The following is a 21,139-nucleotide window of genomic DNA, read 5'->3' as shown; positions in this document are numbered from 1 at the left end:
GGGCTCAGGCCGCCCGGTCCGGTGGCGGGTCGTCCAGGTGCAGGCCGGAGACGACGTAGAAGTCCCGGATGTGCTGGGACACCCGGTCCGAGGCGAGCGCCGGGTCGCCGGCCGCGATGGCGGCCACCACGGCACGGTGCTCGGCACGGAGGGTGTCCAGCAGTGCCGGCCAGTCCGCGACGTGGGGCACCGACCCCTGCACGTAGGTCTCGATCGACGACCGCAGCGACGCCATGATGGCGCCGACCAGTGCGTTGCCGGACAGCTCGGCCATGGCGACGTGCAGCTGGGCGTCGAGCCGGAGGAAGTCGCGGACGTCCAGCGAGGGGTCGTCCATCTGGTCGAGCAGCGCAACGAGCCCGTCGAGGGGGCGGCCGGCGCGAGCTGCCCCCGCGACGGCCCAGGACTCGAGCAGCACGCGGGTCTCCACGACCTCGCTCACCGGGAACGCCTGGGTGGCCACGTGCAGGCGCAGCGCGGAGCTCAGCGGGGCGAGCGGCTCGGCGATGAGCACCGCACCGGAGTCCGCGCCCGACCCGACGGCCCGCCGCACCACGCCCATCGCGGCCAGCACCTGCAGGGCCTCGCGCACCGAGCCACGCGAGACGCCCAGCTGCTCGGCCAGTGCCCGCTCTCCGGGCAGCCGCATGCCGACGGTGAGGGAGCGGCTCTGCAGTTGCGCCTCGATGTGCTGGAGCACGGTCTCGGTGGTGCGCATCACCGCAGCTTACGAGCGCCCGCCACGACCCGGGCTCCGCTGTGGTCGGACCACAACGGGGTACCGTGGTCGGACCACACCCGCTCGTTCGGAGGCCGGATGCGCATCGCCCTGTTCACCACCTGCCTGGCCGACGCCGTCGTCCCGCGCGTCGCCACCGCGACGGCCGGCCTGCTGACCCGGCTGGGCCACGAGGTGGTGGTGCCGCCGGAGCAGACCTGCTGCGGGCAGATGCACCTCAACACCGGCTACTGGCGGCTGGGCGCCCAGGTGGTCCGGCACCACGTCGACGCCTTCGAGCAGGTGCTCGAGGAGTGCGACGCGGTGGTCGCGCCGTCGGGCTCCTGTGTCGGCTCGGTCCGCCACCAGCACGCGGCCGCGGCGCGCCGGCAGGGCGACTCCGCCACGGCCGCCCGGGCAGAGCTGCTGGCCGCCCGCACCTACGAGCTGTCCGAGCTGCTGGTCGACGTCCTCGGGGTCACCGACGTCGGCGCCTGGTTCCCGCACCGGGTCACCTACCACCCGACCTGCCACTCGCTGCGCATGCTGCGGGTGGGCGACAAGCCCCTGCAGCTGCTGCGCGCGGTCGGCGGCATCGACCTGGTCGAGCTGCCGCAGGCCGACGTCTGCTGCGGCTTCGGCGGCACCTTCGCACTGAAGAACGAGGGCACCTCGGCCGCGATGCTCGCCGACAAGGTGGCCGCGGTCGCCAGCACGGGCGCGCAGGTGTGCGCGGCCGGCGATTCCTCCTGCCTGATGCACATCGGTGGCGGGCTGAGCCGGCTGCAGACCGGCATCGGCACCCGGCACCTGGCCGAGATCCTGGCCGCCACCCGCGAGGCGCCCCTCGCCCTCGACACCGTGGGGGCGGGTGCCCGATGAGCACGTTCCTCGGCATGCCGACCGCCACCGGCGCGGTGCGCGGCGACCGGCCCTTCCCGTCGGCGGCCGCCGACGGGCTGGCCGACGACCAGCTGCGGCGCAACCTCGCGCACGCGACCGGGACCATCCGCACCAAGCGGCTGGCCGCCGTCGCCGAGCTCGACGACTGGGAGCAGCTCCGGCTGGCCGGCTCGGCGCTCAAGGCAGACACCATGGCCCGCCTCCCGCAGCTGCTCGAACAGCTCGAGGCCGCGGTGACCGCGCGCGGGGGCGTCGTCCACTGGGCCCGGGACGGCGAGGAGGCCAACCGGATCGTCACCGACCTGGTGCGCGCCGCCGGCGCGACCGAGGTGGTCAAGGTCAAGTCGATGGCCACCCAGGAGATCGGCCTCAACGAGCACTTGGAGGCCGAGGGCATCGCGGCGCTGGAGACCGACCTGGCCGAGCTGATCGTGCAGCTGGCCGGCGACCGGCCCAGCCACATCCTGGTGCCGGCGATCCACAAGAACCGGGCGGAGATCCGGGACGTCTTCCGGGAGGCCATGCCCGGTGCCCCCGCCGACCTCGGGGACGACCCCCGGGAGCTGGCGATGGCCGCCCGCGCCTACCTGCGCCGGCGCTTCCTGGAGGCGGGCGTGGCGGTCAGCGGCGCCAACTTCGCCTGCGCGAACACCGGCACGCTCGCCGTGGTGGAGTCCGAGGGCAACGGCCGGATGTGCCTGACCCTGCCGCGGACGCTGATCACGGTGATGGGCATCGAGAAGGTGGTGCCGACGTTCGGCGACCTCGAGGTGTTCATGCAGCTGCTGCCGCGCAGCTCCACCGCCGAGCGGATGAACCCCTACACCTCGCTGTGGACCGGGGTGACCCCGGGCGACGGCCCCCAGGAGTTCCACCTGGTGCTGCTCGACAACGGCCGCAGTCGGGTGCTCGCCGACCCCGAGGGCAGGTCGGCGCTGCACTGCATCCGCTGCAGCGCCTGCCTCAACGTCTGCCCCGTGTACGAGCGGGTCGGCGGGCACGCCTACGGCTCGGTCTACCCCGGCCCCATCGGGGCGGTGCTCTCCCCGCAGCTCACCGGCATGACCGGGGGCAAGGACCCGAACTCGACCCTGCCGTTCGCCTCCACGCTGTGCGGTGCGTGCTTCGACGCCTGCCCGGTGCGGATCGACATCCCCACCATGCTGGTGAAGCTGCGGGCCGACGCGGTCGAGGCGGCCGAGGCGGAACGCACGGTGCCCAGCGGCCAGGACGTCGCCATGGCGGCGGCCGCGTGGGCGATGACCGACGCCCGGCGGTGGTCGCGGCTCATCAGCGGCGGCCGGCTGCTCGCCTGGCGCCGGCGGGGCTTCCGCCGGCTGCCCTGGCCGGGCTCGGTCTGGACCCGCAGCCGCGACCTGCCGGCGCTGCCGAGCCGCACGTTCCGGCAGCTGTGGCAGCGGCGGCCCGGCGCGGGGGAGGGGCGATGAGCGCCCGCGAGGAGGTGCTGGCCGCGGTCCGCCGCGCGGTGGGCCCGGACCCGGCGCCGGTCGCCGTCCCCCGGGACTACTCCCGCGCGCCGCTGACCGGGCCGGCCGACGCCGACCGGTTCGCCACCGCGGTCGAGGAGTACGCGGCCACCGTGCACCGGGTGGCGGCCGACGCGACCGAGGCCGAGCTGTCGGCGCTCGTCGACCGGCTGGTGGCCGGGCGGCCGGCGGTCGTGCCGCACGACCTGCCGGCGCACCTGCGGCCCTCCGGGGACGTCCGGGTCGACTCGCCCGACGCGCCGCTGGCGGTCGCCGAGCTCGACCGGGTGCACAGCGTGGTCACGCTCGGCCGGCTGGGCATCGCCGCGACCGGCTCGGTCGTGCTGGACGCCGGGCCGGGTCAGGGTCGCCGCGCGGTGACCCTGGTGCCCGACCACCACGTGTGCGTCCTGACGGTCGGCCAGCTCGTGGACACGGTGCCCCAGGCGTTCGCCGCGCTGGACCCGGTGCGTCCGCTGACGGTCATCAGCGGGCCGAGCGCGACCAGCGACATCGAGCTGGACCGGGTGGAGGGCGTGCACGGTCCGCGCACCCTGGACGTCGTCCTCGTGGGGTGACCGCCGGCACGTGACGGCGGACACGGCCTGGTTGTCACCTGGGTCACAACGTCCGCTACGGTGTGGTCGGACCACTGAGGTCCGACCACACCGCGTCCCTCGTCGACGAGGCGACGCGCTCGACAGAATGGTCCCTGTTCATGAGCGACGGCATCCTGCTGCTGCACACCGCGATCACGATCGTGGGCGTCATCGTCCTGATCGTCGCGCTGAAGGTGCACCCGGTGTACGCCCCTGCTGGGCGGCATCCTCTACCTCGGCATCGCCTCGGGCCTCGGGCTGGACGGCACGGTCACCACGCTGAGCTCCGGCTTCGGCGAGATCCTCGCCGAGATCGGTCTGCTCATCGCCTTCGGCATCACGCTGGGGACGACGATGTCCGAGCTCGGGGTGATCGACCGGATCGTCCGCGGCCTGCTGCGGGCGTTCGGCCCCCGCCGGTCGCCGTACGCGCTCGGCGTCACCGTGGGCACCGCGCTGCAGGCGATCTTCGCCGACGTGATGCTCGTGGTGACCGCGCCGATCGCCCGCGGCATGGCCCGGTCGATCGGCCCCAAGGGCATCCCGCGGATCGCCTCCGCGCTGGTCACCGGCATCCTCGTCGGGCTGACCATGATGATCCCCAGCGTCGGGTCGCTGGCCCTGGCCGGCGTCATCGACATCCCGCTGTGGCGCTACCTGCTCTTCGGCACGGTGGCCGGTGTGGTCACCATCGTCGTCACGATCGCCGTGGTCCACCTGCTCGTCGACCGGACCCGCTTCTGGGACCCGGCCACCGACGAGGACCGGGAGACCTTCGACCGGCTCGACGGCATCGAGGTCGCCGACGACGACGCGGCCACCGGCGGCGGCACCGGGGGCACCGTCGGCGCCGGGAGCGGGACGGCGCAGGGCGGCACCGCCGTCGCCACCGCGCCGGCCGGCACGGAGGCACCGCAGCGCCGCGCCCCGATCGCGCTGGCCGTGTCGCCGGTCGCCGTCTCGCTGGTGCTGATCGCCGCCGGGTCGCTCAGCGACGTGTTCGGTGTCGAGATCGCCCTGCTCGCCTTCCTCTCCGAGCCGACGATCGCGCTCCTGATCGGCTCCTTCGCCGCCGTCGTGCTCACCCAGGTCTACCGGGGCCAGGCCGGGGTCAAGCGCGCGCTGGACCGGTCCTTCAGCAACCTCGGTGAGGTGCTCCTGCTCACCGGGCTGGGTGGCTCGCTGGCCGGGCTGGTCCGGGCCACCGGGCTGGGTGACGTGCTCGGCGAGTTCTTCGAGAGCAGCGCCGGCCCGCCGATCCTGCTGGCGTGGCTGATCGCCGTCGTGCTGCACGTGGCGATCGGCTCGGTCAGCGTCGCGGCGATCACCGCCGCCGGCATCCTCGGCCCGGTGGCCGCGGGCGCCGGCATCGACCCGGTGCTCATCGCGCTGGCCGCGGCCTCCGGGTCGCTGTTCCTGATGACCGTGCACAGCAACTTCTTCTGGATGGCGAAGAACCTGCTGGGCCAGACGACGAAGGGTGCCGTCAAGGTGGTGGGCACCTCGACCTCGGTGGCCTCGGTGGTGGGCCTCGGCGTCGTGCTGTTGCTGAGCCTGGTCCTCTGATCTCTGGTCTGCTGGACCCGATCCGCCGTACCTGATCCGTCGCAGATGATCCGCTCAGCCCGTGCGCCGGGAACTGCCCGCCGGCCGAAGGGCGACCGACACGCACCACAGGAGGAGAGACGATGACCGAGCTCGCACCGGCTCCGACCGAGCCCGTTGAACCACCACTGGCAGGAGTCACCGTGGTGGAGGTGGGCGCGTTCATCGCCGCTCCCTGGGCGACCATGCACCTGGCCGACCTCGGCGCGCGGGTGATCAAGGTCGAGACGCCGGGCACCGGCGACTTCGTCCGCGGGAACGCACCGTTCGTGCAGGGGGAGAGCTCGCCGTTCCTGCGGCTGAACCGCAACAAGGAGTCCGTCGAGCTGGACCTCAAGTCCGAGCAGGGCCGGGCGGCCTTCCTCGAGCTGATCGGGCAGGCCGACGTCCTGGTGGAGAACCTGCGCCCCGGGGCCATGCGCCGGCTGGGCCTGGGCTACGAGGACCTGGCCGCCGACCACCCGCGGCTGGTCTACGCGTCGGCGTCCGGGTGGGGGCAGGACGGTCCGCTGGCCCAGCAGCCCGGGCTGGACATCATGGCCCAGGCCCGGTCGGGGCTGATGAGCATCACCGGCTTCCCGGACTCCGGCCCGGCGAAGGTGGGCGTGCCGGTCTGCGACCTGGTCAGCGCGCTGTACGTCGCGCTCGGGGTGACCGCGGCCCTGCGCGAGCGGGACCGCTCCGGGCGCGGCCAGCACCTGGACGTCTCGCTCTTCGAGTCCGGGGTGTCGCTGGCCGTCTGGGAGGCCGGCCGGTACTTCGGTGACGGCACGGTGCCCGAGCGGCAGGGCGCGGCGCACCAGTCGCAGGCGCCCTACCAGGCGGTGGTCACCGCCGACGGCTACGTCACGATCGGGGCCAACACCCCCAACCTGTGGCAGCGGTTCTGCGCCGCGCTCGGGCTCGACCAGCTCGTCGGGGACCCGCGGTTCGCCGACAACAGCGGCCGCATGCAGCACCGCACCGAGCTGATCGAGGCGATCGAGGCGGTGACCTCGACGCGTACCAGCGCCGAGGTGATCGCCGTCCTGCAGGAGGCGGGGGTGCCCTGTGCCCCCATCCAGACCTACGACGAGGTCTTCACCGACGAGGCGCTCACCGCCCGCGACTTCCTCTGGGACGCCGACCACCCGACCGTCGGCCCGGTGCGCCAGCTGGGCTCGCCGATGCGGTTCTCCCGGACGCCGACCCGGCGCGGCAACGCCGGGCCACCGCTGGGGTCGTCCCCGGCCCAGCCGGCGATCGGGGGCGCGCAGTGAGCGAGGACCTGCACATCGACGTCGACGGCCCGGTGCTGTCGGTCACCTTCGACCGGCCGGCGCAGCGCAACGCGATGACCTTCGGGATGTACCAGGGGCTGGTCGAGGCCTGCGAGCGGGCCGACGCCGACGACGCCGTCCGGCTGGTGGTGCTGCGCGGCGCGGGCGGCAAGGCGTTCGTCGCGGGCACCGACATCGCGCAGTTCGCCGGGTTCGACGGGCCACGCGGGGTCGCCTACGAGGCCGAGATCGACGCGACGATCGGCCGCCTGCTGGCCGTGACCGTGCCGGTGGTCGCGGCGATCGACGGCTTCTGCATCGGCGGTGGCCTGGCGATCGCCGCGGCGGCCGACATCCGGGTCGCCTCGCCGACCGCCACGTTCGGGTACCCGATCGCCCGGACGCTGGGGAACACGCTGTCCGCGGCGAGCTTCGCGCTCACCGTGCGGCACTTCGGGCACGCCCGGACGGTGGACATGCTGATGTCCGCGCGGCTGCTGGACGTCGAGGAGGCGCGCGCCGCGGGCTTCGTGTCCCGGGTGGCCGAGGACGTCACCGGCGCCACGGCCGAGCTCGTCGAACGGCTGCTGGCGAACGCCCCGCTGACCCAGTGGGCGGCGAAGGAGACCCTGCGCCGGCTGCACGCGTCGGCCGGCGCGGTCGACGCCTCCGACGTGCTGGACCGGGTCTACGGCTCCGCGGACTTCGCCGCGGGGGTGGCGTCGTTCACCTCGCGCCAGCGGGCGGCCTGGACCGGCCGCTACAGCAACTGCAACGACCGCGGATCAGCGCAGGTCGGCGACCCGGGCGAAGGCGGCCCGGGCCCGCTCGCGCCGCTCCTCGTACGCCGCGCCGACCAGCAGCAGGACGACGCCGGCGGCGGCCACCGCGAGCAGGCCGGGCAGCGGCAGGTGCACGGTCAGCCGGCCGACCGCGGCAGCGGCCAGTGCTCCGGCCCCGACGACCAGCGGTGCCTGCACCTCCCACCGGGCGCCGGCGGTGGCGACGGCCGTGGCGGCGACGAGCAGCAGCACCAGCCGGGTCAGCTCGGGCTCGGCGACGGCGAGCCAGGTCGACGGGGCGAAGGCGACGACCAGGCCCGGCCCCCAGGCCGGCCAGGACGCCCCGGTGGCCAGTCGCCGCCCTGAGTACAGCCACAGCACGATCGCGGTCGGCAGCGTGTAGGCCTCCGGGAGCCCGGCGCCGGCGGACCCGGCGGCCAGCCAGGCCGCCACCGCCAGCGCCAGGCAGCCACCGGCGCGGGAGGGCGCCCGGCCGGTGACGGTGCCGTGGCCCAGGGAGGCCGCGCCCACCACGGCCAGGCCCGCGGCCAGCCCGCCGGTGTCGCCGGCGTGCGCCAGGTGGGCCAGCCCCGCCACGGCGACGGCCGCCGCGGTCCAGGCCAGCGGCACCTCGGTGCGGTGCCGGCGCAGCACGGTGGCCCCGGCCAGGGCGAGCACGCAGAGCAGGAGCAGCAGCGGCCCGGCCCATCCGGACGACACGCTGCCGTCGGCCTCGGCGAACAACACGGCGGCGGCCAGGCAGGCCACCGCGACCGGCAGCGCGCCCGGCCGGTCGGCCGGCTGCCGGGCCGCCACGACGACGGCCGGGACGGCGGCCGCCGCGAGCAGCGCCGCCAGCGCCGACCAGTGCCCCGAGCCGACCAGCTGGACGACGGCCAGCCCGGTGAGCACCGCCGAGGTGGCCAGCCCGGCCGGGCGGAGCAGCGCGGTGGGGGCGGGGGAGGCCACCGCGCCCACCACCGCGGCGAGCACCAGCCCCAGGTAGCCGCTGGCCATCACGCCCACCGGCCCGGCGGCTTGCAGCACCCCGGACACCGCCGCGCCGGCCACGCAACCGGCCAGCACCGGGACCGCGGCCCGGGGCCCGAGCAACGGCCGCAGGTCCCGGCGGCGGCGCAGGGCGAGCAGCCCGGCGGCCGCGGCCAGCATGAGCGCCCCGGGCAGGAGCGCGTCGCCCACCGACTCCGTCGTCCACACCAGGGCCGAGCCCTCGACGACGCCGGTGGACCACCAGGCCGCCGTGGTCACCAGGGCCAGCACGGCCGCGGCCCGCCGGACGACGAGGGTGACCACCACCCCGGTGACCGCGGTGGCGAGCACGGCGGCGGCGTGCGGGGACAGCGACAGCCCGGAGCCGGTCAGCCCGCTGAGCACCGCGCACTGCACCGCCGACCAGGCGGCGACCGGCCAGGTGAGGGTGGTGCGCGCGATCAGGGCGAGCAGGGTGAAGACCGGTGCCAGCAGGGCGAGCAGCACCGCCGCTGCTCCGCCGTCGCCGGCCGACCACGCGCCGACGGCGGCCAGCACCACCGCGGCCGAGGCGAGCGCCTCCTCGCTGCTGCGCAGCCCGCGGCGCGCGGCCCGCAGCGACCCGGCGGTGGCGGCGACGGTCAGCAGGGTGACCACGAGCAGGCCGGCCGGCGAGCCCGCGTCGGTCAGCGATGCCGCGCCGGCGGCCACGACGGCCACCACGCCGGCGCCCAGCAGCACCTGCTGCGGCGCCACGTCGGCCGGGCCGGTCTCCGCGGGCGCCGGGGGTGGCCGCACCGGGCGGCCCAGCGGCGGCGGGTAGTCGACCTCCGGCGTCGGCACGGTGGACCTCCTCCCGGCTGCGGTTGCTCCTCGTCACGCTACGGGCGGCGCCGGTCGCCCGCGGGGTGGACGGCGATCACCCGGACGCTGGTGACCTGCCGGGAGGTGACGTGGAGGTCACCCGGGAAAGGGGTCGGAGGATCGCCGTCGAGCGCCTATCCTGGGACCAGTGATCACGACGACCGGCCTCGAACTGCGCGCCGGCGCCCGGATCCTCATCAGCGACGCCGATCTGCGGGTCCAGCCCGGTGACCGCATCGGGCTGGTCGGGCGCAACGGTGCCGGCAAGACCACCACCCTCACCACCCTCGCGGGCGAGCGCGTGCCGCACGCTGGCAAGGTCGAGGTGAGCGGCGAGCTCGGCTACCTGCCGCAGGACCCGCGCAGCGGCGACCTCGACATCACCGCCAGCGACCGGGTGCTCTCCGGCCGCGGGCTCGACGTCCTCAAGGCGCAGCTGACCAAGGCCCAGATCGCGATGGCCGAGCCGGCCGACGACGCCGAGCAGGACCGCGCCGTCCGGCTGTACGGGCGGCTCGAGGACCAGTTCGCCGCCCTCGGCGGGTACGCCGCGGAGAGCGACGCGGCCCGGATCTGCACCAACCTCGGTCTGCCCGACCGGGTGCTGCAGCAGCCGCTGCGCACCCTCTCCGGCGGCCAGCGCCGCCGCGTCGAGCTGGCCCGCATCCTCTTCTCCGACGCCGACACCCTGCTGCTCGACGAGCCGACCAACCACCTGGACGCCGACTCGATCGTCTGGCTCAAGGGCTTCCTGGCCAGCCACCGCGCCGGGCTGATCGTGATCAGCCACGACGTCGAGCTCCTGGAGGCCGTGGTCAACAAGGTGTGGCACCTGGACGCCAACCGGGCCACTGTCGACGTCTACAACCTCGGTTGGAAGCGGTACCTGGACGCCCGGGAGACCGACGAGCGCCGCCGCCGCTCCGAGCGGGCCAACGCCGAGAAGAAGATCGACGCGCTGACCGCCCAGGCGGACAAGATGCGCGCCAAGGCCACCAAGGCCAAGGCCGCGCAGAGCATGGACAAGCGGGCGCAGCGGCTGGCCGCGGGCCTGGCCGAGGTGCGGGTGCAGGACAAGGTCGCCAAGCTGCGCTTCCCGGTCCCGGCCCCGTGCGGCCGCACCCCGCTCACCGCGGAGGGGCTGTCCAAGAGCTACGGCTCGCTGGAGATCTTCACCGGCGTCGACCTGGCGATCGACAAGGGCACCCGGGTCGTCGTCCTCGGGTTCAACGGCGCGGGCAAGACGACGCTGCTGCGGATGCTGGCCGGCACCGAGACCCCCGACACCGGCGAGGTGAAGGCCGGTCACGGGCTGCGGGTGGGCTACTACGCCCAGGAGCACGAGACGCTGGACATGGACCGGACGCTGCTGGAGAACATGCGCTCGGCGGCCCCGGACTCCACCGACACCGAGCTGCGCCGCATCCTCGGCGCGTTCCTGTTCTCCGGGGAGACGGTCGACCAGCGCACGGGCACGCTCTCCGGTGGTGAGCGCACCCGGCTGGCGATGGCCACGCTGGTCATCTCCGGGGCGAACGTGCTGCTGCTCGACGAGCCGACCAACAACCTCGACCCGGCCAGCCGGGAGCAGGTGCTCGAGGCGCTGCGCACCTACCAGGGCGCGATCGTGCTGGTCACCCACGACGAGGGCGCGGTCACCGCGCTCGACCCGGACAAGGTGATCATCCTGCCCGACGGCACCGAGGACACCTGGAGCGCCGACTTCGCCGACCTGGTCTCGCTCGCCTAGTCGCACGCCGCGCCCCCGATCGGCTGCGCACGTCCGATCTGCGGTGGCCGACCCTCTCCAGCTGGGTGATCATGGCCAGTGGGACGCCGAGGTCACCGGGACCGCGGCGCCGGGGGATCAGCGGGCAACCGTCGGCAACAGTCGGTGGGACCCCTGACACGGAGGGGAGTCATGGCCGACTCGAGCACTGCGGACCTGAGCAAGGGCAAGCGGATCACCGGCGACGACCGGTCGTCGTTGGCAGACGAACTGCGGGAGCGGTACGACAACGGCGAGAGCATCCGCTCGCTGGCCACCTCCACCAACCGCTCCTACGGGTTCGTCCACCGTCTGCTGTCGGAGTCGGGGGCCACGCTGCGTGGGCGGGGCGGAGCGAACCGGAACGCCAAGAAGTCTGCGTGACCGACCAGGACGACGGATGGGTGAGGACGGCGCGCGACGGCGCCGTCCTCACCGTCACCCTCGACCGGGCCGACCAGCTCAACGCGCAGACGCCGGCGACCTGGGCGGCGCTGCGCGCGGTCGGTGAGTCGCTGGACGACGAGGTGCGGGTGGTCGTCGTCCGCGGCGAGGGCCGGGCGTTCTCCGCCGGGCTGGACCGCACGCTGTTCAGCGCCGAGCCCGGGGTCGCCGGCGGGCTCGGCGAGCTGGGCGCGCTGCCCGCCGAGCTCGCCCAGGAGCGGATCCGCGGCTACCAGGCCGGGTTCCGCTGGCTCCGCTCGCCGGGGATCGTGTCGATCGCCGCCGTCCAGGGTCATGCGATCGGCGCCGGGGCGCAGCTGGCGCTCGCCTGCGACCTGCGGGTGTTCACCGAGGACGCCCAGCTGCGGCTGCCCGAGACGACGCTGGGCCTGGTGCCCGACCTCACCGGCACCAGCACGCTGGTCGAGCTGGTCGGCTACAGCCGGGCCGTGGAGATCTGCCTGACCGGCCGGGCGGTGGGCGCCGCAGAGGCGGTGCAGACCGGGCTGGCCAACCTCGCCGTCCCGGCCGACCAGCTGGACGCGACGGTCGCCGACCTGACCGCGGCGCTGCTCGGCCCGGACCCCGACGCCAGCCGGGAGACCCTGGCGCTGCTGCGCTCGGCCGTGCGCAACGACCCGGCCGTGCAGGACGCCGCCGAACGCGCGGCCCAGGTGCGCCGGCTCGGCGCTCTCGCCGGCCGCTGAGGAACAACACCCCCCGCCGCCGGGTTCTGCACGCCGTGACGGCGCGGTCTGCGGGAAGGCGGTGAGCCGGTGGACGGCTCGATGACGTCGATGGCCGCGATGCGGTCGTTCAGCCGGGACTCCTCGGTCACCGCCCGGGAGATCCCCAAGGGGACGGTGCGCCGGATCCTCGGCATCGCCCGGCCCTACCGCCGCGAGCTGGCCGGCTTCCTGGCGCTGGTGGTCTTCTCCTCGGTGATCGGCGTGGTCACCCCGCTGCTGGCCGGCGACATCGTCAACCGGATCGCCGGCCTGGAGGGCACCGCCGGCGACATCGTGCGGATCGCGCTGTTCATCGCCGGCCTGGCCGTGCTGGACGCCGCCAGCTCCCTGGCCCAGCGGTGGTACTCGGCGAAGATCGGCGAGGGGGTCATCTACGACCTGCGCGCCCGGGTGTTCGGCCACGTGCAGCAGATGCCGGTCGCCTTCTTCACCCGCACCCAGACCGGCGCGCTGGTCAGCCGGCTGAACAACGACGTGATCGGCGCCCAGCGCGCGTTCACCTCCACGCTGTCCGGCGTCGTCTCCAACGTGATCGCGCTGGTGCTCACCGCCGGGGTGATGCTCACGCTGTCCTGGCAGATCACCCTGCTCTCGATGGCGATGGTGCCGCTGTTCGTGGTGCCCGCCCAGCGGGTCGGCAAGCGGCTGCAGGCGATCACCCGGGAGTCCTACGGGCTCAACGCGTCGATGAACGCCACGATGACCGAGCGGTTCAACGTGGCCGGCGCCCTGCTGGTGAAGCTGTTCGGCCGGCCCGAGGCCGAGGCGGAGTCCTTCCGCGGCCGGGCCGCCCGGGTGCGCGACATCGGCGTGCTGTCGGCGATGTACGGCCGGGCCTTCTTCACCGCGCTCACCCTGGTCGCGGCCCTGGCCACCGCACTGGTCTACGGCCTCGGTGGGTGGCTGGCGTTCACCGGGTCGCTGTCGGCCGGTGACGTGGTCGCCCTCGCGCTGCTGCTCACCCGGCTCTACGGGCCGCTGACCGCGCTGGCCAACGTGCGGGTCGACGTGATGAGCGCGCTGGTCAGCTTCGACCGGGTCTTCGAGGTGCTCGACCTGGCACCGATGATCGCCGAGGCGCCCGACGCCGTCCCGGTGCCGGCCGACGACCGGTCGATCGAGTTCGACGCGGTGTCCTTCGGCTACCCGGCCGCCGCAGACGTGTCGCTGGCCTCGCTGGAGGACGTCGCCGTCCCCGAGCACGGCGCACCGGCCGAGGTGCTGCACGAGGTCTCCTTCCGCGCCGAGCCCGGCCAGCTGGTCGCGCTGGTGGGCACCTCGGGGGCCGGCAAGTCGACCATCGCCGCGCTGGTGTCCCGGCTCTACGACGTCACCGGCGGCGCGGTGCGGGTCGGCGGCGTCGACGTCCGGCAGGCCACCAGCGCCTCGCTGCGCGACGCGATCGGCGTCGTCAGCCAGGACTCGCACCTGTTCCACGACACCATCGGGGCCAACCTGCGGTACGCCAAGCCCGACGCCACCGAGGACGAGGTGTGGGCGGCGCTCACCGGCGCGCGGATCGCGGCACTGGTGCACTCGCTGCCCGACGGGCTGGACACCGTGGTCGGCGACCGCGGCTACCGGATGTCAGGTGGGGAGAAGCAGCGGCTGGCGATCGCCCGGGTGCTGCTCAAGGCGCCGGGCATCGTGATCCTGGACGAGGCGACCGCGCACCTGGACAGCGAGTCGGAGGTCGCGGTGCAGCACGCGCTGGACGCCGCGCTGGCCGGCCGGACGTCGCTGGTCATCGCGCACCGGCTGTCGACCATCCGCGGGGCCGACCAGATCCTGGTCGTCGACGACGGACGGATCGTCGAGCGCGGCACCCACGAGGAGCTGCTGGCCGCCGGTGGCCACTACGCCGACCTGTACCGCACCCAGTTCGCCCCGGCGCCCGACGAACGCGCGGTCCAGGTCGGCTGACGACGGCGCGGGGGCGGCGGGCTGCCGGGCGGGCGCACTACCGTCACTCCTGACCCACTCGCACCACGCCGCAGGAGCAGTCCCTTGAGCGCAGGCCATCCGCAGGACACCCAGATCCGGGCCCTCTACGCCCGCTTCCTCGCCGGGTGGAACCAGCGCAGCGGTGTCTCGGTGTCCTCGGTGTTCGCCGACGACGGCGAGATCATCGACTTCGACGGCACGCTGCGCAGCGGCCGGCTGAGCATCGCCGCGGACATGCGCCGGATGTTCAGCGAGCACCAGACGCCCAGCTTCGTCGGTGTGGTGCGCTCGGTGCGCAAGCTCACCGACGGTGTCGCGGTGCTGCACGCGGTGGCCGGCATGGTGCCGCCGGGCGCGGACGCCGTCGACCCGGCGCTGCACACCGTGCACGTGCTCACCGCGGTCGAGGACGGCGGCCGATGGCGGGTCGCCGTGCTGCAGAGCACCCCGGCCCGGTACGGCGGCCGGAGCGACGCGCTCGCCGCCCTGACCGCCGAGCTGGAGGCCGCTCGGTGAGCGTGCTGACGGCGGCCGACCGGCTGACCGGGGACGAGGTCCTGCTCGACGTCCGCTGGCAGCTGGGGCGCACCGACGGCCGCGAGCAGTACCTGGCCGGCCACCTGCGGGGGGCGGTCTTCGTCGACCTGCCCACCGGGCTGTCGGGCGAGCCGTCCGCGGCCGAGGGGCGACACCCGCTCCCGTCGTTACAGGCACTGCAGTCAGCCGCGCGGCGGTGGGGCGTCTCGGCCGGGTCGCGCGTGGTGGTCTACGACGCCTCCGGTGGGCTGGCCGCCGCCCGGGCCTGGTGGTTGCTGCGCTGGGGCGGCCTCGCCGACGTCTCGATCCTGGACGGCGGGCTGGCCGCCTGGACCGGCCCGCTGGAGGCCGGCGACGTCGTGCCCGAGCCGGGCGACGTCACGCTGGCCGGCGGCAGCATGCCGGTGCTGACCGCGGACGAGGCGGCAGCCCTGCCGGCCGCCGGCGGGGTGCTGCTCGACGCCCGGGCCGGCGAGCGCTTCCGTGGCGAGGTGGAGCCGGTCGACCCGCGGGCCGGCCACGTGCCGGGCGCGGTCAGCGCGCCGACCACCGACAACCTGGGCAGCGACGGCCGGTTCGCTACAGCCGCTGTACTCACCGACCGGTTCGCCCGGCTGGGCGTCCAGCCCGGTCAGCCCGTCGGCGTCTACTGCGGCTCGGGCGTCACCGCAGCCCACGAGGTCGCCGCCCTCGCCGAAGCGGGCATCGAGGCGGCGCTGTGGCCCGGCTCCTGGTCCCAGTGGTCCGCCGACCCCGACCGTCCGGTGGCCACCGGCCCCTGACCCGCCCACCCCCTGCGGCCGTGTTCGCCACCATGGCCGCAGGGGGCGTCCGGGGGTGGCCGTGGTGGCGAACACGGCCGGTGGGGTCAGGCGGTGGCGGCGACGTCGCGGACGAACTGCGTGGACCGCTCGCGCAGTTCGGCGATCCGCTGGGCCACCACCTGGTCGGCGATCGCCTCGATGCCGTCGCCGGACTCCGCGCTGGTCGGCGGCCGCCGCACGTTGCGCGAGCAGGAGAAGTCCTCGCAGACGAGCGTGCCGATGGTGTTGCCGGCGCGCCCGGACCCGCCGCCGCGGCGGGCGACGTAGAGGGTGGCCCCGACCGAGGCGAGGTCGCGGCACCAGCTGCACATCGCCGAGCGTCGCCGTCCGCTGGCCGGGGCGGGGCTGGCGCGCAGCAGGACGCCGGCGGGCGCGCCGTCCAGCTCCACCACCACGTAGGCGGACAGCGGCGCCTTGCGGTCACGCCAGCCCAGGAGGTCCAGGCGGTCCCACCGCTGCTCGGCCAGGTCGGGGAGGACCGCCTGGGTCACCTCGCGGCGGGTGGCGTTGACGAAGGACGCGCGGATCTGCTTCTCGGTCAGGGGGTTCATCGGGTGCTCGGCTTCCAGTCGATCAGGAGCCGCCGGCCGGGCGCGGGTCAGGCGACGGCGCGCAGCGGTGCCCGGGTCGATCGGGTCACCGGCACGGCGGGCGGCGGGGTGGGGGAGGCGGTGCGCCCACCCGCCACCGGCCGCACGCCGGCACACGTCCCGCCGGAGGGCAGGACGGGAGATCAGGACGTGAGGTCAGCGGCGCCGGACGCAGGTCCGGCTCGCGGTCGAGCAGGCCGCGACGGCCACCCCGCAACCCGCGGCACCACTGCGCACCAGCCCGCTCCTCGCTCTTCGATCGCCGGCCCACCGACCGGCTCCCCACAGTAGGCCCGTGGGTCAACCGGTTTCCGGTCGCGCCGCCGGCGGGCTGGGAGGAGTGGCGCGGAGGCCCGGTCGCTGTCGGGTCAGTCCTGAGGAGGCGTCCCCGGCTTCGCCGACCGCGACCCTGCCGTCTCCTGGTGGTGGGTGCGCAGGGCGTTGAGCACGGCCCGGTTCACCACGGAGTAGAGCAGGAAGAAGAACGCGGCGACGAGCACCACCCAGAGGGCGAGGCCGGAGAACGACAGCATGCCCACCGACCCTAGCGGGCCTCGCCGGCTCCGGACCCGGAGGCGATGAGTGCTGCGTCGTAGCGGTCGAGCAGGACGGCGGCGATCCGGTCGTCGGGCAGCAGTGGTGTCGTGACCCGATCCGCGCCCGCACCCTGCAGCTTGTCGTGGAAGTGTCCCGGCGCCAGCAGGTAGGCCGCGACCACCACGCGCTCGGCGCCGGCCGCGCGGGCCGCAGCGACCGCGTCGGGCACGGTCGGCTTCGCGGCCGACCCGTAGCCGGTGGTGACCGGCCCGGCCCAGTCGCGCTGCAGCAGGTGGGCGGTGCTCTCGACGTCGGCCACCGAGCGGGCGTCGCTGGACCCGGCGGCCGCGAGCACGATCGCGGTCCGCGGGTCGCGCGGGTCGGTGCCGGCCTCCCGCAGCCGGTCGGTGAGCACCGCGGCCAGCCGCGGGTCCGGGCCCAGCGGCCGGGCGGCGACGGCGCCCGGGTGGGCACCGACCGCGCCGGCGATGTCGACGTGCACGTGGTACCCGCCCGACAGCAGCAGCGGGACGACGACGGCCGGGGTCTGCGAGGACGCCAGCCCGGCGACCACGTCGACCACGGTCGGCGGCTGCACGTCGACGAACGCAGCCGTGGTGCGGGTGCCCGGCCGCTGCGCGCGGGCCGCCAGCGCCAGCTCCGCGATCAGCCGCCGTCCGGTGGGGTTGCGGGTGCCGTGCGCGCAGGCGACTAGCACCGGTTGGTCGCTCATGGCTGCCTCCCGGCGGTGGAAGGGGCGCTGGGTGACCAACGGCGTGAGTGCATCAGAGGGCGCGGGTGATGCCGCCGTCGACCGTCAGCATCGTGCCGGTGACGTAGGAGGCGGCGGGGGAGAGGGCGAAGGCGGCCACCGCGCCGAACTCCGCGGGGCGGCCGACCCGGCGCAGCGGGATGGTGGCCTCGGTGCGGGCGCGCATCGCGGCGGCGTCACCGGAGGCGGCCTCGATCTCGGTGATCCGGTCGGTGGCGATGGTGCCGGGCAGCAGGCCGAACACCCGGATGCCGCGGGGGCCGAGCTCGTCGGCCAGCGCCTTGGTGGTCATCGCCAGCCCGGGCCGCAGCCCGTTGGAGATCGCCAGGTGGCCGATCGGCTGGCGCACCGAGGTGGAGAGCACCAGCCCGATCGCGGCGTCGGCGGACAGGTGCGGCACGAGCGCCCGGATCAGCCGCAGCGGCCCGAGCAGCACGTTCTCGACCCCGGCCCGCCAGGCGTCCTCGGACACCTCCAGCACGCTGCCCGGCGCCGGCCCGCCCACCGAGATCAGCGCACCGTCGACCCGGCCGAGCCGGTCGACGGCCGCGCCGACCAGCTCCGTCGCGGCGCGCTCGTCGGCCAGGTCGGCGGCCAGACCGGACGCCGCCGGCGCTCCACCGAGGGAGGCGACGGCGGCGTCCACGGACTCCGGGGACCGGGAGCTGATCAGCACCCGGGCCCCGTCGGCGACGAGGGCCTGGGCGGTCGCGAGCCCCAGCCCCCGGCTCGCGCCGGTGAGCAGGAGCCCGCGACCACCCAGGCCCAGGTCCATCAGGCGGAGGTGGAACCGCGGAGGGACCGCAGCACGTACTGCATGATCCCGCCGTTGCGGTAGTAGTTCGCCTCACCGGGGGTGTCGATCCGGACCCGGGCGTCGAACTCGACGTCCCCGGCCTTGACCTTCACCGTGCGCGGGATCGAGCCGTCGTTCAGCTCGGTGATCCCGGTGATGCTGAACTCCTCGTCGCCGGTCAGGCCGAGCGACTCCCGGTCCTGGCCCTCGGGGAACTGCAGCGGCAGCACGCCCATGCCGATCAGGTTCGACCGGTGGATGCGCTCGTAGCTCTCGGCGATGACCGCCTTGACGCCCAGGAGCGCCGTCCCCTTGGCCGCCCAGTCGCGGGAGGAGCCGGAGCCGTACTCCTTGCCGGCCAGCACGACGAGCGGGATGCCCTGCCCCTGGTAGGCCTGCGAGGCGTCGTAGATCGACGTGGTCTCGCCGGTCAGGTGGTTCTTGGTGACGCCACCCTCGGTGCCGGGCACCAGCTGGTTGCGCAGCCGGATGTTGGCGAAGGTGCCGCGGATCATCACCTCGTGGTTGCCGCGGCGGGACCCGTAGGAGTTGAAGTCGCGGCGCTCGATGCCGTGCTCCTGCAGGTACTTCCCGGCCGGGCTGTCGGCCTTGATCGAACCGGCCGGCGAGATGTGGTCGGTGGTCACCGAGTCACCCAGCACCGCCAGGGTGCGGGCACCGGAGATGTCCTGCACCGGGGCCGGCTCGGCCGGCATGCCGTCGAAGTACGGGGGCTTCCGGACGTAGGTGCTCTCCGCGTCCCAGGCGAAGGTCTCGCCCGAGGGCGTGGGCAGGTTCTGCCACTGCTCGGTGCCGGCGAAGACGTCGGCGTAGCTGCGGCCGAACTGCTCCGCCGAGACCGCCTGGTCGATGGTCCGCTGCACCTCCTGCGGGGAGGGCCAGATGTCGCGCAGGAAGACGTCGTTGCCGTCGGCGTCCTGCCCCAGCGGCTCGGTGGTGATGTCGATGTCCATCGAGCCGGCGAGGGCGTACGCGATGACCAGCGGCGGGGAGGCCAGGTAGTTCATCTTGACGTCGGGGTTGATCCGGCCCTCGAAGTTCCGGTTGCCCGAGAGCACCGAGACGACGGCGAGGTCGGCCTCGTTCACGGCCTTGCTGACCGGCTCCGGCAGCGGGCCGGAGTTGCCGATGCAGGTCGTGCAGCCGTACCCGACCAGGTAGAAGCCGAGCTTCTCCAGGTAGGGGGTGAGCCCGGCCTTCTCGTAGTAGTCGGTGACGACCTTGGACCCGGGCGCCATCGTCGTCTTGACCCACGGCTTGGCGGTGAGGCCCCGCTCCACGGCCTTCTTGGCCAGCAGCCCGGCGCCGATCATCACCTGCGGGTTCGAGGTGTTGGTGCAGGAGGTGATCGCGGCGATGACCACGTGACCGTGGTCGACCTCGGTCTCCCGGCCGTCCTCCAGCACGACGCGGGTGGGCTTGGACGTGCGGCGGGAGCCCGAGCCGGTGACGGCGGTGTGCGGCTTGCCGGCCTCGCCGTTGCCGCTGGCGAACGGGCTGGCCGGGTCGGAGGCCGGGAAGGTCTCCTCGACGGCCTCGTCGACGGTGGAGCCCTCGGCGGCGGCGTCGTCGGGCTCGCTGTCGCCGTCCGCCGCGTAGGTCGGGAGGGCCTCGCGGAAGGACTCCTTGGCGTCGGAGAGCGCGACCCGGTCCTGCGGGCGCTTCGGGCCGGCGATCGAGGGGACGACGGTGGCGAGGTCGAGCTCCAGGTACTCGGAGAAGACCGGCTCACGCTCGTCCTCGTGCCACAGGCCCTGCGTCTTGGCGTAGGCCTCGACCAGGGCGATCTGCTCGGCGCTGCGGCCGGTCAGGCGCAGGTACTCGATGGTCTCGCCGTCGATCGGGAACATGGCCGCGGTGGACCCGAACTCCGGGCTCATGTTGCCGATCGTGGCGCGGTTGGCCAGCGGGACGGCGGAGACGCCCTTGCCGTAGAACTCCACGAACTTCCCGACCACGCCGTGCTGGCGCAGCATCTCGGTGATCGTGAGCACCAGGTCGGTGGCGGTGGCGCCGTCGGGCAGCTCGCCGCTCAGCTTGAAGCCGACCACGCGGGGGATGAGCATCGAGACCGGCTGGCCGAGCAGGGCCGCCTCGGCCTCGATGCCGCCGACGCCCCAGCCCAGCACGCCCAGGCCGTTGACCATGGTCGTGTGGCTGTCGGTGCCCACGCAGGTGTCGGGGTAGGCGAGCGTGCGGTCACCCTCCTGCCGCGGGAAGACCACGCGGGCCAGGTGCTCGATGTTGACCTGGTGCACGATGCCCATGCCCGGGGGGACGACGGTGAAGTCGTCGAAGGCGCCCTGGCCCCAGCGGAGGAACTGGTACCGCTCGCCGTTGCGCTGGAACTCGATGTCGACGTTGCGCTCGAAGGAGTCCGGCGTGCCGAAGACGTCGGCGATGACGGAGTGGTCGATCACCATCTCCGCCGGCGCGAGCGGGTTGATCTTGTTGGGGTCGCCGCCGATCTCGGCCATCGCCTCGCGCATGGTGGCGAGGTCGACGATGCACGGGACGCCGGTGAAGTCCTGCATGACCACGCGGGCCGGGGTGAACTGGATCTCCTGGTCGGGCTCCGCGGACGGGTCCCAGTTGGCCAGGGCACGGATGTGGTCGGCGGTGATGTTCGCGCCGTCCTCGGTGCGGAGGAGGTTCTCCAGCAGGACCTTCAGGCTGAAGGGGAGCTTCTCGCTGCCCTCCACCGCGTCGAGCCGGAAGATGTCGTACTCGGTGCCGTCGACGTCGAGCGTCTGCCGGGCTCCGAAGCTGTCCTTGCTGGCTGCCACTGCTTGCGCCTCACCCTCGCTGGTCCTGCGCGCGTCCTGCGCCTCGATGTGCCACCCCCGATCATCCCAGCTCCGATCGGGTCCTGCGGAGCAAGGCTCCCCTTCCCTCACCCTCAGTGAGCAGTCTCACCGGCGGCGGCGGACCCGGACGTCGCGACCACCCC

At 74.4% G+C, this 21,139-nt stretch carries 18 protein-coding genes and 1 pseudogene; 12 read left to right on the top strand and 7 right to left on the bottom strand.

Annotation, left to right across the window (positions count from 1 at the left end; translation table 11 throughout):
• Positions 1 to 4: 4 nt before the first annotated feature.
• Positions 5 to 718, bottom strand: a complete 714-nt coding sequence (locus ACJTNH_RS07345) for a FadR/GntR family transcriptional regulator (RefSeq protein WP_458174110.1) — start codon at positions 716 to 718, stop codon at positions 5 to 7.
• Positions 719 to 817: 99 nt separating this feature from the next.
• Between ACJTNH_RS07345 and ACJTNH_RS07340 the strand changes: the two genes are divergently transcribed.
• The 6 genes and pseudogenes from ACJTNH_RS07340 to ACJTNH_RS07315 form a co-directional block, all read left to right on the top strand.
• Positions 818 to 1,600: a (Fe-S)-binding protein gene (locus ACJTNH_RS07340; RefSeq protein ID WP_458174108.1), complete on the top strand. Its 783-nt coding sequence runs from the start codon at positions 818 to 820 to the stop codon at positions 1,598 to 1,600.
• The gene (locus ACJTNH_RS07335; protein WP_458174105.1) at positions 1,597 to 3,069 is read left to right on the top strand and encodes a lactate utilization protein B; all 1,473 of its coding nucleotides are present in this window, start codon (positions 1,597 to 1,599) and stop codon (positions 3,067 to 3,069) included. Before ACJTNH_RS07340 ends, ACJTNH_RS07335 begins: the two co-directional genes overlap by 4 nt.
• Positions 3,066 to 3,686, top strand: coding sequence for a LutC/YkgG family protein (locus ACJTNH_RS07330; RefSeq protein ID WP_458174103.1), 621 nt, complete (start codon positions 3,066 to 3,068; stop codon positions 3,684 to 3,686). Before ACJTNH_RS07335 ends, ACJTNH_RS07330 begins: the two co-directional genes overlap by 4 nt.
• 234 nt (positions 3,687 to 3,920) lie before the next feature.
• Entirely contained in the window at positions 3,921 to 5,273 is a 1,353-nt protein-coding gene (locus ACJTNH_RS07325; RefSeq protein WP_458174186.1) for a GntP family permease, read from the top strand.
• Between the two features lie 122 nt (positions 5,274 to 5,395).
• Positions 5,396 to 6,571, top strand: a complete 1,176-nt coding sequence (locus ACJTNH_RS07320; RefSeq protein ID WP_458174101.1) for a CaiB/BaiF CoA transferase family protein — start codon at positions 5,396 to 5,398, stop codon at positions 6,569 to 6,571.
• Positions 6,568 to 7,317: pseudogene (locus ACJTNH_RS07315) on the top strand (enoyl-CoA hydratase); the annotation flags it as partial. The gene ACJTNH_RS07320 and the pseudogene ACJTNH_RS07315, both read left to right, overlap by 4 nt.
• Before the next feature lie 39 nt (positions 7,318 to 7,356).
• On the opposite strand, the gene ACJTNH_RS07310 reads toward ACJTNH_RS07315, so the two are convergent.
• A complete protein-coding gene (locus tag ACJTNH_RS07310) occupies positions 7,357 to 9,186 on the bottom strand; it encodes an SCO7613 C-terminal domain-containing membrane protein (protein ID WP_458174099.1) in 1,830 nt (609 codons plus the stop codon).
• 169 nt (positions 9,187 to 9,355) lie between these two features.
• On the opposite strand from ACJTNH_RS07310, the gene ACJTNH_RS07305 reads away from it, so the two are divergent.
• The 6 genes from ACJTNH_RS07305 to ACJTNH_RS07280 all read left to right on the top strand — a co-directional run bounded on the left by ACJTNH_RS07305 (position 9,356) and on the right by ACJTNH_RS07280 (position 15,431).
• Entirely contained in the window at positions 9,356 to 10,957 is a 1,602-nt protein-coding gene (locus tag ACJTNH_RS07305) for an ABC-F family ATP-binding cassette domain-containing protein (protein WP_458174097.1), read from the top strand.
• A gap of 171 nt (positions 10,958 to 11,128) precedes the next feature.
• Entirely contained in the window at positions 11,129 to 11,359 is a 231-nt protein-coding gene (locus ACJTNH_RS07300) for a helix-turn-helix domain-containing protein (protein WP_222196066.1), read from the top strand.
• Positions 11,356 to 12,126, top strand: a complete 771-nt coding sequence (locus ACJTNH_RS07295; protein ID WP_458174095.1) for an enoyl-CoA hydratase/isomerase family protein — start codon at positions 11,356 to 11,358, stop codon at positions 12,124 to 12,126. The genes ACJTNH_RS07300 and ACJTNH_RS07295 overlap by 4 nt, the downstream gene beginning before the upstream one ends.
• Positions 12,127 to 12,195: 69 nt before the next feature.
• Complete coding sequence (locus tag ACJTNH_RS07290; RefSeq protein WP_458174093.1) at positions 12,196 to 14,091, top strand: ABC transporter ATP-binding protein; 1,896 nt, start codon at positions 12,196 to 12,198, stop codon at positions 14,089 to 14,091.
• A gap of 84 nt (positions 14,092 to 14,175) precedes the next feature.
• Complete coding sequence (locus ACJTNH_RS07285; protein ID WP_458174091.1) at positions 14,176 to 14,628, top strand: SgcJ/EcaC family oxidoreductase; 453 nt, start codon at positions 14,176 to 14,178, stop codon at positions 14,626 to 14,628.
• Positions 14,625 to 15,431, top strand: coding sequence for a sulfurtransferase (locus ACJTNH_RS07280; RefSeq protein WP_458174089.1), 807 nt, complete (start codon positions 14,625 to 14,627; stop codon positions 15,429 to 15,431). The genes ACJTNH_RS07285 and ACJTNH_RS07280 overlap by 4 nt, the downstream gene beginning before the upstream one ends.
• Positions 15,432 to 15,517: 86 nt before the next feature.
• Here the strand turns inward: ACJTNH_RS07280 and ACJTNH_RS07275 are convergent, their stop codons facing one another.
• The 5 genes from ACJTNH_RS07275 to ACJTNH_RS07255 form a co-directional block, all read right to left on the bottom strand.
• Positions 15,518 to 16,024, bottom strand: coding sequence for an FBP domain-containing protein (locus tag ACJTNH_RS07275; RefSeq protein ID WP_458174087.1), 507 nt, complete (start codon positions 16,022 to 16,024; stop codon positions 15,518 to 15,520).
• Between the two features lie 407 nt (positions 16,025 to 16,431).
• Positions 16,432 to 16,596, bottom strand: coding sequence for a hypothetical protein (locus ACJTNH_RS07270; RefSeq protein ID WP_458174085.1), 165 nt, complete (start codon positions 16,594 to 16,596; stop codon positions 16,432 to 16,434).
• A gap of 11 nt (positions 16,597 to 16,607) precedes the next feature.
• Entirely contained in the window at positions 16,608 to 17,333 is a 726-nt protein-coding gene (locus tag ACJTNH_RS07265; protein ID WP_458174083.1) for a sirohydrochlorin chelatase, read from the bottom strand.
• A 52-nt stretch (positions 17,334 to 17,385) separates the two neighbouring features.
• Positions 17,386 to 18,147 carry an SDR family oxidoreductase gene (locus ACJTNH_RS07260; protein WP_458174081.1) on the bottom strand — a complete coding sequence of 254 codons (762 nt, stop codon included), beginning with the start codon at positions 18,145 to 18,147 and terminating at the stop codon, positions 17,386 to 17,388.
• Positions 18,147 to 20,975, bottom strand: a complete 2,829-nt coding sequence (locus ACJTNH_RS07255) for an aconitate hydratase (protein ID WP_458174079.1) — start codon at positions 20,973 to 20,975, stop codon at positions 18,147 to 18,149. Before ACJTNH_RS07255 ends, ACJTNH_RS07260 begins: the two co-directional genes overlap by 1 nt.
• Positions 20,976 to 21,139 lie beyond the last annotated feature (164 nt).

The sequence above is a fragment of the Modestobacter lacusdianchii genome, from assembly GCF_054177765.1.
This window is presented reverse-complemented; position numbering and strand designations above follow the sequence as displayed.